Source organism: Psychromonas marina, assembly GCF_030161115.1.
GTDB classification, from domain to species: domain Bacteria; phylum Pseudomonadota; class Gammaproteobacteria; order Enterobacterales; family Psychromonadaceae; genus Psychromonas; species Psychromonas marina.
This window is the reverse complement of record NZ_BSPQ01000010.1, coordinates 1-14,662: the sequence shown is the minus strand read 5'-3', so window position 1 is coordinate 14,662 and position 14,662 is coordinate 1. Positions and strand designations below refer to the sequence as shown.

Sequence of the window (14,662 nt, the reverse complement as noted above, 5' to 3'; positions counted from 1 at the left end):
TTACAGTGTGACGAACACCCCACTTAAAATGCCTATTTATGGATCACAAAAACAACAAGTGCCAATATAAACACATATGTTTACGAAAACAATATTGTTACAAAAATAACAACAGGAACTAATATGAACAGTATTATTCATCTCACTAGTAAAAATTGCAGTTTGATCATTAAGGTTGAACGCACCCCTGAAATTCTACATTGGGGTCCAAGAATAAGCCAAATTGATCCCGACATACTACTCTCTACTGAACGTCCTATTTCACAAGCGCGTCTTGATGTCGATGTTCCGCTGTCATTATGCCCAGAGCTTGGTAGTGGTCATTTCAACGCACCCGGTCTTGAAGGCCATCGTGATAGTTATGATTGGGCACCAGTCTTTGACGTTTTTGATCAAGATCTATCTGCTCAATCCGTTATCTTTAAGCTTCAAGATCATGTTGCCCAACTGCAGCTAGAAATTGAAATAAAAATTGACTTTGAAAGTGATGTTTTACAAAAAAGAATTACTGTTATCAACACAGGTAAAACTAACTATTCGTTAACCAAACTCTCATCGACGCTACCCGTACCAAACCATGCCAACGAGCTGATGTCTTTTCACGGGCGTTGGAGTCGTGAATTCCAAACACATCGCCAAAGCTTCGCGCATGGTGGTTTCATGCAAGAAAATCGCCGTGGTCGCACCTCTCATGAAAATTTCCCTGGGTTATTTGTGGGTAGTGACAATTTTAATGAACAATGTGGTCAAGTTTGGGGCTTTCATTTAGGTTGGAGTGGTAACCACCAACTCCGCGCTGATGTAAAAAGTGACGGCCGCCGTTTTGTTCAAGCCGGTGAACTGTTATTAGCAGGGGAAGCCATTTTAGCGGAATCAGAAAGCTATAGCACACCTTGGTTATACGCAACTTACAGTACGGCAGGCCTGAACGGGATTTCTGAACATTTTCACCATTTTGTGCGTAACAACATTATTAGTTTTCCGGTTGATAAACCGCGTCCAGTGCACCTTAATACCTGGGAAGGTATCTACTTTGACCACGATCCTGCTTACATTATGAAAATGGCAGATGAAGCCGCAGTAATGGGTGTTGAGCGTTTTATTATTGATGATGGCTGGTTTATTGGTCGTCATGGAGAACGTGCTGCCTTGGGAGATTGGTATCTTGATGAGCAAAAATATCCAAATGGTTTAGAGCCAGTTATCAGTCACGTTAATGACTTGGGTATGGAGTTTGGTCTTTGGGTTGAGCCTGAAATGATCAGCCAAGACTCGCTACTTTACAAAGCTCACCCTGATTGGGTACTTGAGTTACAAGGTTACCATCAACCTTCTGGTCGCTGGCAATATGTGCTAGACCTGCAGAACCCTGACTGCTTCAACTACCTATTTGAGCGCTTAAATGATCTTTTAACAACCTACAACATCTCATATTTAAAATGGGATATGAACCGTGAGTTAGTACAACCGGGTCATCAAGGTAAACCCGCTGTGAACGGTCAAACTAACGCGCTTTATGCACTGCTTGATAAATTATTAGCGGCACATGACAAAGTTGAAATCGAATCCTGCTCATCGGGTGGTGGGCGTATTGACTTTGAGATTCTAAAACGCACCCATCGCTTCTGGGCATCAGACTGTAACGATGCATTAGAGCGCCAAGCGATTCAACGCGGTATGAGTTACTTCTTCCCACCAGAGGTAATGGGCTCACATATAGGCCCCGATGAAAGTCACACAACACGCCGCATGCACCATATCAATATGCGCGGCATGACTGCATTAGGTGGTCATATGGGCGTGGAATTAGACCCCGTTAAAGTGCCAAAAGAGGAACGCCAAGCGTTCGCAAAATATATCGCCCTACATAAACAATATCGTCACCTGCTGCATAGCGGTCGTAGCTTTCGTGTCGATACTGCAGATAAACGTCAAAACATCTATGGCGTCCATAACGACATTGAAATATTGATCACCGTATGCCAATTAACCATGCCTGATTACGCACTGCCATCACCACTGCGTATTAGCTGTATCGATCCGAGTGCACTGTATCAGGTGAAGTTAGTTGAAACCCCGACTACCAGTTTTCAATTAATGAAACAACGCCCCAAGTGGTTAGACAAAACACTGACCTTAAGCGGAGAAAACTTAAAAGAGATCGGTCTTACCCTGCCGATTCTCGACCCTGAATCAGCATTAATGCTGCATCTCAAAAAGCTTTAGAAAAAAAACTTGAAAGAAAAACACGCTTAAAAGAGAAACATGCTTGAAGGCTGGAAGGCTAAAAGCAGGAACAACAGCGTTCAAGCCTTCTGGCCTTATAGCTTTATAGCGCCCTTAAGTTTTTAACAATTTTATATGCTAGGCAGTTCTCACCAACCGCCTAGCGAATATTTCAAAGCGTGTAAGAGAAAAAGTGTAATAGAAAAATGTAAGTCAAAAATTTTTAATCTGCTAAGCAACCTGACAAGTCGCCTAGTGAATCAACAAAAACTTAACTCAAAGGAATGTACCATGTCATTTACTGTACTGATCTCATTTTTACTTTTTACGGGGTTTGTGTGTACTTACACTTACTTCAAAGTAAGAAAATCAAATAACGAATCCCAAGAAGGTTTCTTTCTTGGCGGACGAAGCTTAACTGGTGGACTAATCGCTAGTTCACTTATTTTAACGAACCTAAGTGCCACCAGCTTTGTTGGTATGAGTGGACAAGCATACTCACATAATATGAGTGTCATGGGTTGGGAAGTTGGCTCGGGTATTACCCTCGTGATCATCGCCCTGCTACTGGTGCCACGCTACTTAAAACAGGGTATAACCACTATTCCCGATTTTCTGGAAAGTCGCTATGACCTTTCGGTTAAGAAGTTCGTGACCCTGCTTTTCCTATGCCAATACGTTATCAATATCCTGCCAACAACCCTTTATGCAGGTGCGGTTGTATTAGGCGATATTTTTGATATCCAAACCTTATTAGGTGTTTCTGAATTCGCTTCAATTGCAATAATTTCAGCAGCAATCGGTCTGTTAGGTTTCTTCTATGCGGTTTATGGTGGTTTAAAAGCCGTTGTTATTGCCGACAGTATGAATGGTATCGGCCTGATTGTCGGTGGTTTGATGATTCCAATCTTTGGTTTGATCGTACTCGGTGACGGTAGCTTTATGGACGGATTACATATCCTGACAACGGCAGCACCAGAAAAACTACAATCTGTTGGTAAAGAAAGTGATCCACTACCGTTCTCAACACTGTTTACAGGTCTGATATTAGTGAACCTTTACTACTGGGGTACTGACCAATCGATCATACAACGTGTATTAGGCGCTAAAAACCTTAAAGAGGGACAAAAAGGGGTTATTTTAGCGGGTGCGATTAAAGTTATCTCGCCTCTATTCCTTATTATCCCAGGTATCATCGCTTACCATATTTTTGGTGCTGATGCAGGCAACCCAGACACAATGTACACACGTTTAGTAAACGAAGTACTGCCTAAACCGTTAGTAGGCTTCTTTGTCGCGGTAATGTTCGGTGCAATCCTAAGTACCTTCAATGGTGTATTAAACAGCTCAACAACACTGTTCGCTTTAAACGTTTATAAACCACTGTTTGGTGCTGGTAAAGATGACCATGAATTAGTCGCTAAAGGGCGTGTATTTGGTGTTGTTATTGCGATCATCTCTGTTTGTATCGCCCCTTTCATCATGTATGCACCTGATGGCCTATTCCAGTACTTACAAATGGTAGCGGGTTTCTTTAGTGTACCTATCTTTACTATCGTGTTTGTTGGTTACGTATCTAAACGCGTACCAGCCTTTGCTGCAAAAGTTGCATTAGTGGTATTCGTAAGTTCATACGGCGCCATGCAACTAATCTTTGATACGCCGCTGCATTTCTTACATCAGCTAGCAATACTATTCGTTATTTGTACTATCTTGATGTTAATCATTGGCTACGTTAAACCGCGTGAAACGGATTATATTATGCCTATCAATGAAGATATTGATATCACTCCTTGGGCATTCCGTTTCGAAGCATCAGCTATCATTCTTTATATGGTATTAGGCGCATTCATCTGTTTCTCTGAAGTCGGTTTGATGTCTGCAGATCCTACTGTTATGCAGGTTTATGGTGTTTGTGGTGTGATCATGATTGCGGGGATATTAATGACCCAATCACGTAAAAAAGCAGCGCTTGCATTACGTGAAGCTGAGTAACTTAAAAAGAAAGGACTCGCTGCCATTAAGTAGCGACGCATACCTAACGTAATCAACGGGGTGGTCTGAAAATGCCCCGTTATATTGCCCTGCATAGGATATTCAAAAACATATAGCGAAATTACATAAATAGAGTGGCGACAGTGACTATTCAGTTCCACGGAAAATGATGATCTAACATAGAAAATATCGCTATAGGCATTCAGGAAAAACAAAAAGCACACCATGGAAACGTTTACATTTGTGCTAATAAGATCACAATTTATATTTTATAAACTGTGTAAACTCAATGCCATCATAGAATTGAGGTACAAAATTCATGCCGACTATTTTGATTTTTGTATAAATTAATAGACAACAATATTTATCTAATTCACTTGAAAAAAGTAAGGAATTTGAGCATGTCAAAATTATTTTTTAATGAACGAAAAACACTGGTTAGTGATGCAATTGATGGCCTTATTTACAGTAACCAGCATGATAATTTAACTAGGCTAGACATTGATGAACACATTCGTGTTGTGATCAGAAAAGATTGGGATAAAAGTAAAGTTTCCCTCATTTCAGGTGGCGGCTCTGGCCATGAACCAGCACATGCAGGGTTTGTTGGTGAGGGTATGCTTACTGCTGCAGTATGTGGCGATGTGTTTGCCTCTCCCAGTGTTGAAGCGGTGTTAAACGCCATTATTCATGTTACTGGCGAAGCCGGCTGTTTATTAATTGTAAAAAACTATACTGGTGACAGGCTAAACTTTGGCTTAGCAGCAGAGAAAGCAAAGAAATTAGGCCTAAAAGTTCAAATGGTTATCGTCAACGATGATATCTCTATTGAAAATAGCAAAAAACCACGTGGTATTGCTGGCACTGTCTTTGTACATAAAGTAGCAGGCTACTACGCACAACAAGGTGCGACATTAGAAGAAGTAACGAAACAAGCAGAGCAATGTAATACCAACGTAAGCAGTATTGGTGTCGCGGTTACTAGCTGTCATATTCCCGGTGAAGAGACTGAAGATCGCATTCCAGCCAATAAAGCAGAATTGGGTTTAGGTATTCATGGTGAACCAGGCATTGCGGTGATTGATATCGACCATAGTCGTGACGTGGTTGAGTTGATGGCAGGTAAATTACTCGCAAAAACCAATGGTCAAAAATACGCTTTATTACTTAATAACCTTGGCGGCACCTCTCCTTTAGAGATGAGCCTATTAACCAAAGATGTCGTGGAGTCATCCTTAGGCAAGGAGATGACTTACCTATTTGGGCCAAAACCTTTTGTCACCGCGATTGATATGAAAGGCTTTTCTTTATCTTGTGTGATTCTTAGTGATGAAATTGAAACAGCATTACTTGCCCCCGTCGCAGTAGAGTCTTGGCAACAGGGAATTAAAGTAAACGATGCGACACCTATTACAGCAAAAAAAGCATCCAACAGTGTTGAATTTACCGCCTCTGAAAACGCGATTGTTGCAGAGGTCGTGAGTAAAATATGTACTACCGTCATTGGCCTCAAAGGTGAATTAAATCGACTTGATACGCTGGTTGGTGATGGTGATACGGGCTCAACCTTCTCATCGGGTGCATTAAAAGTTCAGCAAGAGTTAAATAATAACAACCTGCCATTGGACGATACACAAAAATTACTTGAAGTCGTTGGTGAGCACCTTGCAATGTCGATGGGTGGTTCAAGCGGTATCTTGCTTTCCATTTTCTTTACTGCCGCTGGAACACACTTTGGGCAGCATCAGAATTTACCTAAAGCATTGCTTAATGGCCTTGAGCAGATGAAGTTCTTTGGTGGTGCAAAAGTGGGCGATCGCACTATGATTGATGCATTAGAGCCTGCACTGTTAGCACTACAAAAGGAAAACTTGGCGGCGGCTATTGTCGCGGCTAAAGCGGGCACAGATAGCACAGCGCAAATGCTTGAAGCGAAAGCAGGACGTTCATCGTACCTTAACAGTGATAGCCTTGAAGGCGTGAAAGACCCTGGTGCAGTTGCCGTTCAGGAAGTCTTCGCAATCTTTAAATAACAGTAAAAATAACAAGTTTTTTTAACGTGAGTTCAATTGAGTTAATCTATTTAAAAAGGAAAAGTACCATGGATAAAATCATTATTTCTCCGAGTAAATATGTTCAAGGCGCAAATGCTCTTAATAGCATCGGTGAATACGTTAAACCGTTAGGTCAAAAGGCCCTAGCAATTGCAGATGACTTTGTAACCGGATTGGTAGGTGAGCAAGTAGCACAAAGTTTTGCTGCCTCTGAAGGAGAGTTGTTATTAGAAAAATTTAATGGCGAATGTTCTCGTGTCGAGATCGATCGTTTAATTGCCATTGCAGAGCAAAATGAATCAGAAGTGATTATCGGTATTGGTGGGGGTAAAACACTTGATACCGCCAAAGCGATTGCCTTTTATCGTAATGTACCTGTGGTTGTTGTACCAACCATCGCCTCAACCGATGCGCCAACCAGTGCATTAGCGGTTATCTACACTGAAGACAGCGAATTTAGTGAATACCTGATGATTCCACGTAATCCAAACATGGTTATTATGGACAGTAAAATCATTGCAGGTGCACCAGTCCGCTTACTTATTTCTGGTATGGGTGATGCACTATCAACCTACTTTGAAGCACGTGCTAATGCACGCTCTGGTGGTCAAACAATGGCAGGTGGCGCACCAACGCGTGCAGCACAAGCGCTTGCTAAACTATGTTATGAAACGCTTATTGAAGATGGTTTGAAAGCTAAAATTGCAGCTGAAAATGGCTTAACGTCACCAGCGGTTGAAAACATTATTGAAGCTAATACGTACTTAAGTGGTATCGGTTTTGAAAGTAGCGGATTGGCAGCAGCACATGCTGTGCATAACGGTTTAACCAAACTTGAAGAGTGCCATCACCTATTTCACGGCGAAAAAGTAGCCTTTGGTACGTTAGTGCATTTGGTACTTGAAAATGCACCAATGGAAGAGATTCAGGAGGTATTAGCATTCTGTAAATCTGTCGGTCTACCCACTAACTTACATATGATGGGTGTCAAAGAGCTCAACATGGACAAGTTAATGGAAGTGGCAGCTGCCTCATGTGCTGAGGGTGAAACAATTCATAACATGCCCTTTGAAGTAACCGCTGATTCTGTATTTTCGGCTATTTTAACGGCACATGAATTGGGTAAATAAGCTCTAAATTAACAGTTTGAAAGGTAAATAGTATATTTCTAATTTCAGCAATTATTATTTTGAATAATGATTGCTGAAGTTCCCTCCCCTAGAGAAAAAACGCATCACTAAATTATTGATATCTGCTTGATAACATTCATTGTTATGCCAATTAAATTAAGACTGTAATTCTTTACCTATTTTCTCACTTCATAAAATCATATGGAACGATTTTGAACAGCTTTAGCTGGCCACGCAGTGGTGGAGAAAAGTATGTTCGGAATAAAACTCACAACGCTGTTAATGAAAATTTAAACTAGCAATAATAATCAGACAAAACCCACTAATTATCTGATCAATTTTACTGCTTAAAAGACGTTATTTTTCCAATAGTATCAAGCAACCTCATGATTGCATCACCTAAAACATCTTCTATGTAAGCTCGCCATTAAATTGATTATTTAACAGTAAATAATGGATAAATATAAAAGTGAAAAGTGAATGTTAGAAAGACTAAGCGGTAGGAAATTATGTAAATAGAGTGAGGTATAACGTTATCGCTTCATCACAGTTGATATTAATAGAAGAGTAACCAGTATTGCTACTGGTTACTCTTTAATTAAAATGACAATTAAATAGATTCATCTATTGTATGCGTATCATCATCGGCACTGCTGTCTCCACTATCAGCAAAGCTTGCTGCATCATCCATAACGTCAATAGCAACGTCGGTATTATCAGCAGTCGTCCAATCTCCACCATCAGCAGCCATTTCACTATTAATTGGCGCTGCGGTATCTGCACTAGACCCTTGCATCTCATAACTGGTATCAACTTCAACAGTACTCCCTCCAACGGCGCCGTCAATAGGTTGATCAGTCGCACTCATACCAGACATTTGCACATTGATATCCCCACTAAACGATGAATCAATATTTAAGGTAATCGGTTGAGATGTATCACCAATGATATACCCCTCATCACTTTCCACACCAGATTGCGGTGTTACTCCTTCAGGAAGACCAGATAAAATCATATGATCAACACTATCATTACCTGATATTTCATCAGGGATGGCGATATTAACCACACCACCAGGTGCCACCGTATAATCTGGTTCAGCTTCACCTTCCGCAGTCAATGTCGTTGTCGCACTAACGGTTTCGATACCATTACTCACATCAAAGGAAAGTTCAGGATCCGCATCCGCTGTAGATTCAACGCTAAATGTACCATCAAGTAGGTCAGTAATAAGCGCATTATCTGATTGCACATTGCTGACTGTTAATGTATCTCCTTGGATAGTATCTACATTTTCTAGTAGTTGCTCTTCCGTGACAATCTGCGTTTCTGCAGCAGCAGTTGCAGCAACTTCCACTTCAACATCGGTAATATCTGTCGCAATATCATTTAGCGGTGTAATTTGTAATTCAGTACTATAGCTATCCCCAGTATCAGTGGTGAAGCTAACATCTACAGGTCCACTATAATCAGGATCAGACCAGAAAGTCCAAGTACTATTATCATTATCAATTAGCACGCCATCCTCGCCTTCATAATTAACCTCTTCAACGTTTGTTTCAGTTGAATCAAGTCCCTGAGTTTCTAATAGATCATCAGCTTCAATAAGAATTGAACCATCATCATGCATCTGGAACGGTGTTGCTGCAGGTACATCATTTATTAACTGGCTATCATCTTCTAGAGAACTTTCATCACCTACATCTAAGGTAACTGAAGAAACAGTCACGAAGAAGTTACCGTTGTAATCCTCTGGAGGGGTCATACTTAAATCTGTAAGATCCCATTCAGTGATATTAACCATCTGCCCTTCTTCGGTAATTTCGATAGTGTGAACGCCATCGCTCACTACGAATCCGATAGGGTAGCCAGTCATCACTAATGACTCCATTGTCTCTGATGCATCTAACATCTCAACATTCAGAGCAAAATGCCCCGTGGTATCTTCACTAAAGACTAACGGACCTTCGTGTGCTGTTGTAATAACAGTACCATCGGCAACTGGGCGGATGTAAACCGGGAAGTCCATGCTGGTTTCAGTATTACCATCTGAAACAACAATTTCTAACCCTGTCGTACCCGCAAAATCACCTGTAGGAACAAAGGTCCAAGTTCCGTCACCATTATCTGTGATATCACCTTCAGCCTCATCACCCTCCGCAGTAATGATGCGTGAAATACTTACCGAGCTGTCTACATCACCAAATAGTGCTAATAGATCTTCCTCGTTAAAGGTGATTTCACCATCCTCTTGGATAGTTGCATGTGCATTACCATTTTTGAATGGAGAGTCATCAACAGGAATTATATCCATTGATAGCTCACCACTTACCTCTTCACCCGTTTCATCAGAAATTAAGTAACCTAGGTTAATCATGCCATTGAAATTCTCTGGCGTAATAAGGTTATAGGTTCCATCCTGATTTTGCGTTAATGATGCATTGGCTGGATTACGAACAGTCAAGCTATCAAGGGTCAGGTTATCACTATCTATATCGCTTGCTTGTGAAAGGATATAGGCAGGGTCAATAGTGATAGCGACATCTTCGGTGCCTTCTAAATTAATCGTTGGCGCCATTGGTAAATCGTTAACAGGGTTGACTGTTAAGTCCATTCCAGCTGAAACGGTTTGTTCACCATCTGAAACATCAAATGTAAGCGCAAGATCACCGTTGTAGTCAGGATCTGGTGTGATTGAGAATGTACCATCCTGGTTATCTACCACGCTGCCATTGCCGCCAACAGCCAAATTACTCGCGGTTAACTCATCACCATCAATATCGCTAGCATTCGCTAATAACTGTTCTTGAGTTACTGTAATAACACCATCTTCATCAACGCTGTAAGCCACATTGCCGTTAACGACAGGTGCATCGTTGACTGCAAGCGTTGTTATACCTGCTGTAGTTTGTGCGGTTGCACCATCATCATCAATAACCGTGACATCTAAGCTGATTTCGCCATTGAAATTCTCGTTTGGAGAGAACGTCACTGAGCCATCTTGATTGGTGATTAAGACACCATCACTGCCTGAGTAGCTGACGCTATCAAGGCTAACCGTGCCATCTACATCGCTTGAGTTCGCAAGTAATTGGTCTGGACTGATGGTAATTTGGCCATCTTCGTTGACTGTGTAACTTGTGCTACCTGCAACCGGTGCATCATTCACATCGGCAACCGCAATATCAATGTTTGCAGGTGTTGTCACCGTGCCATCGCTGACACCAAAGTCGAATTGTACATCACCGTTGAAGTTTTCGTTTGGTGCGAAGCTGTGTGTGCCATCACCGTTATCCGTTAAGACACCGTCTGTGCCAGTGTAAGTAACGTCTGCAATAGAGAGATCATCTCCGTCGACATCCGTTGCATTCGCAAGTAGTTGCTCATCCGTGATAACAATAATGCCATCTTCATTCATTTCGAAGCTAACGTCTGGTGCAACCGCGGCATCGTTGATTGGGTTAACCGTAAGATCAACGCCTGCTGCTACGGTTGTTGTGCCATCTGAGACATCGAAGCTTAGGTCTAAATCGCCATTGAAGTCTGCATCTGGTGTAATGGTGAATGAACCATCTGGATTTTGAACAACACTTGCGTTGTCACCTACCGACAAGTTTTCAGCAGTTAATGTGTCACCATCTACATCCGTTGCGTTAGCAAGTAGTTGCTCTTGGCTTAGGGTAATGGTGCCGTCTTCATCAACCGAGTAAGCGACATTACCATCAACCACTGGCGCATCGTTCACTGCAATGGCAGAAATGCCCGCTGTGGTTTCAGCGGTTGCGCCATCATCATCGATTACCACAACATCCAGGCTGATTTCGCCATTGAAATTCTCGTTTGGAGAGAACGTCACAGAGCCATCTTCGTTGGTAATTAAGACACCATCACTGCCTGAGTAGCTGACGCTATCAAGGCTAACCGTGCCATCAACATCGCTTGAGTTAGCTAATAACTGCTCTGGGCTAATAGTAATTTGGCCATCTTCGTTGACCGTGTATGACGTTGAACCTGCAACCGGTGCATCGTTTACATCGGCAACCGCTATGTCGATGTTCGCTGGTGTCGTCACCGTGCCATCGCTAACACCGAAGTCAAGTTGTACATCACCGTTGAAGTTTTCGTTTGGTGCGAAGTCGTAAGTACCATTACCGTTATCGGTTAATACACCATCTGTACCGCTGTAGCTTACGCCATCAACGCTTAATTCATCACCATCAATGTCCGTTGCATTCGCAAGCAGTTGTGCATCAGTGATAACAATAACGCCATCTTCATCCATTTCGAATGAAACATCAGGCGCAACCGCCGCATCGTTGATTGGGTTAACCGTGAGGTCAACACCCGCTGCCACTGTCGTTGTACCATCTGAGACATCGAAGCTTAAATCGAGATCGCCATTGAAATCAGCATCAGGGGTAACCGTGAATGAACCATCTGGATTTTGAACAACGCTTGCGTTGTCACCTACCGATAAGTTTTCAGCAGTTAATGTGTCACCATCAACATCCGTTGCGTTTGCAAGCAGTTGTTCTTGGCTTAGGGTAATTGTTCCATCTTCATCAACCGAGTAAGCGACATTGCCATCAACCACTGGTGCATCGTTCACTGCAATGGCAGAAATGCCAGCAGTGGTTTCAGCGGTTGCTCCATCATCATCGATAACCACCACATCCAGGCTGATTTCACCGTTGAAATTCTCGTTTGGAGAGAACGTCACTGAGCCATCTTCATTGGTGATTAATACACCATCACTGCCTGAGTAGCTGACGCTATCAAGGCTAACCGTGCCATCTACATCACTTGAATTCGCAAGTAATTGATCTGGGCTGATGGTAATTTGGCCATCTTCGTTGACCGTGTATGAGGTTGAACCTGCAACCGGTGCATCATTCACATCGGCTACCGCGATATCGATGTTTGCAGGTGTGGTGACCGTGCCATCGCTGACACCAAAGTCGAGTTGTACATCACCGTTGAAGTTTTCGTTTGGTGAGAAAGTATGTGTACCATCACCATTGCTCGTTAATACACCATCTGCGCCAGTGTAAGTAACACCATCAACGCTGAGATCATCACCGTCAACATCCGTTGCATTCGCAAGTAGTTGCTCATCCGTGATAACAATAACGCCATCTTCATTCATTTCGAATGAAACATCAGGGGCTACCGCAGCATCGTTGATTGGGTTAACTGTAAGGTCAACACCCGCTGCAACCGTGGTTGTGCCATCTGAGACATCGAAGCTTAGGTCTAAATCGCCATTGAAATCAGCTTCAGGGGTAACCGTGAATGAACCATCTGGATTTTGAACAACACTTGCGTTGTCACCTACCGATAAGTTTTCAGCAGTTAATGTGTCACCATCAACATCCGTTGCGTTTGCAAGCAGTTGTTCTTGGCTTAGGGTAATGGTGCCATCTTCATCAACCGAGTAAGCAACATTGCCATCAACCACTGGTGCATCGTTCACTGCAATGGCAGAAATGCCCGCAGTGGCTTCTGCTGTTTCGCCATCATCATCGATAACTACAACATCCAGGCTGATTTCACCGTTGAAGTTTTCGTTAGGTGAGAATGTCACCGAGCCATCTTGATTCGTTGTTAATACACCATCACTGCCTGAGTAGCTGACGCTATCCAGTGATACTTCGCCATCTACATCGCTGCTATTCGCAAGCAATTGTTCAGGACTAATGGTAATTTGGCCATCTTCGTTGACCGTGTAACTTGTGCTGCCCGCAACCGGTGCATCATTCACATCGGCAACCGCAATATCAATGTTTGCTGGTGTCGTCACCGTGCCATCGCTGACACCAAAATCAAGTTGTACATCACCGTTGAAGTTTTCGTTTGGTGCGAAGCTGTGTGTGCCATCACCGTTATCCGTTAACACACCGTCTGTGCCTGTATAAGTAACGTCTGCAATAGAGAGCTCATCTCCGTCGACATCCGTTGCATTCGCAAGCAGTTGTGCATCAGTGATAACAATAACGCCATCTTCATCCATTTCGAATGAAACATCAGGGGCTACCGCTGCATCGTTGATTGGGTTAACCGTAAGGTCAACACCCGCTGCTACGGTTGTTGTGCCATCAGATACATCGAAGCTTAGGTCTAAATCGCCATTGAAATCAGCTTCTGGGGTAACCGTGAATGAACCATCTGGATTTTGAACAACACTTGCGTTGTCACCTACCGATAAGTTTTCAGCTGTTAATGTGTCACCGTCAACATCCGTTGCATTCGCTAATAATTGTTCTTGGCTTAACGTAATAGTGCCGTCTTCATCCACTGAGTAAGCGACGTTGCCATCAACCACTGGCACATCGTTCACTGCTAATGCGGTGATACCCGCGGTGGTTTCAGCGGTTGCGCCGTCATCATCGATAACCACAACATCTAGGCTAATTTCGCCATTGAAGTTCTCGTTTGGAGAGAATGTCACCGAGCCATCTTCATTAGTGATTAATACACCATCACTGCCTGAGTAGCTGACGCTATCCAGTGATACTTCACCATCTACATCACTTGAATTCGCAAGCAATTGGTCTGGACTGATGGTAATTTGGCCATCTTCGTTGACCGTGTAACTTGTGCTGCCCGCAACCGGTGCATCGTTAACATCGGCAACTGCAATATCAATGTTTGCTGGTGTTGTCACCGTGCCATCGCTGACACCAAAGTCGAGTTGTACATCACCGTTGAAGTTTTCGTTTGGTGCGAAGCTGTGTGTGCCATCTCCGTTATCCGTTAATACACCGTCTGTGCCGCTGTAGCTTAGACCATCAACACTTAATTCATCATTATCAATGTCCGTTGCATTCGCAAGTAGTTGCTCATCCGTGATAACAATAACGCCATCTTCATTCATTTCGAAGCTAACGTCTGGTGCAACCGCGGCATCGTTGATTGGGTTAACCGTAAGGTCAACACCCGCTGCTACAGTCGTTGTGCCATCTGAGACATCAAAGCTTAAATCGAGATCGCCATTGAAGTCTGCATCTGGAGTAACCGTGAATGAACCATCTGGATTTTGAACAACACTTGCATTGTCACCTACCGATAGGTTTTCAGCAGTTAATGTGTCACCATCTACATCCGTTGCGTTAGCCAATAATTGTTCTTGGCTTAAGGTAATGGTGCCATCTTCGTCAACCGAGTAAGCGACATTGCCATCAACCACAGGCGCATCGTTCACTGCTAGTGCCGTGATACCCGCAGTCGTTTCAGCGGTTGCGCCATCATCATCGATAA

Annotated in this window: 5 protein-coding genes; 4 read left to right on the top strand and 1 reads right to left on the bottom strand. The window is 42.9% G+C overall.

The annotated features are described in order from the left end of the window. Window positions 1–123 precede the first annotated feature (123 nt). From QQK09_RS11125 to QQK09_RS11110, 4 genes are all read left to right on the top strand, one after another. Window positions 124–2,226 carry an alpha-galactosidase gene (locus QQK09_RS11125; RefSeq protein WP_284204214.1) on the top strand — a complete coding sequence of 701 codons (2,103 nt, stop codon included), beginning with the start codon at window positions 124–126 and terminating at the stop codon, window positions 2,224–2,226. A 291-nt stretch (window positions 2,227–2,517) separates the two neighbouring features. After that, window positions 2,518–4,221, top strand: a complete 1,704-nt coding sequence (locus tag QQK09_RS11120) for a solute:sodium symporter family transporter (RefSeq protein ID WP_284204213.1) — start codon at window positions 2,518–2,520, stop codon at window positions 4,219–4,221. Between the two features lie 401 nt (window positions 4,222–4,622). Beyond that, window positions 4,623–6,254 carry a dihydroxyacetone kinase subunit DhaK gene (locus QQK09_RS11115; protein WP_284204212.1) on the top strand — a complete coding sequence of 544 codons (1,632 nt, stop codon included), beginning with the start codon at window positions 4,623–4,625 and terminating at the stop codon, window positions 6,252–6,254. A 68-nt stretch (window positions 6,255–6,322) separates the two neighbouring features. After that, the gene (locus QQK09_RS11110; protein WP_284204211.1) at window positions 6,323–7,405 is read left to right on the top strand and encodes a glycerol dehydrogenase; all 1,083 of its coding nucleotides are present in this window, start codon (window positions 6,323–6,325) and stop codon (window positions 7,403–7,405) included. A gap of 610 nt (window positions 7,406–8,015) precedes the next feature. Here QQK09_RS11110 and QQK09_RS11105 read toward each other — a convergent pair. Further along, on the bottom strand, window positions 8,016–14,662 hold a 6,647-nt coding region (locus QQK09_RS11105), incomplete at its 5' end, for a tandem-95 repeat protein (protein ID WP_284204209.1).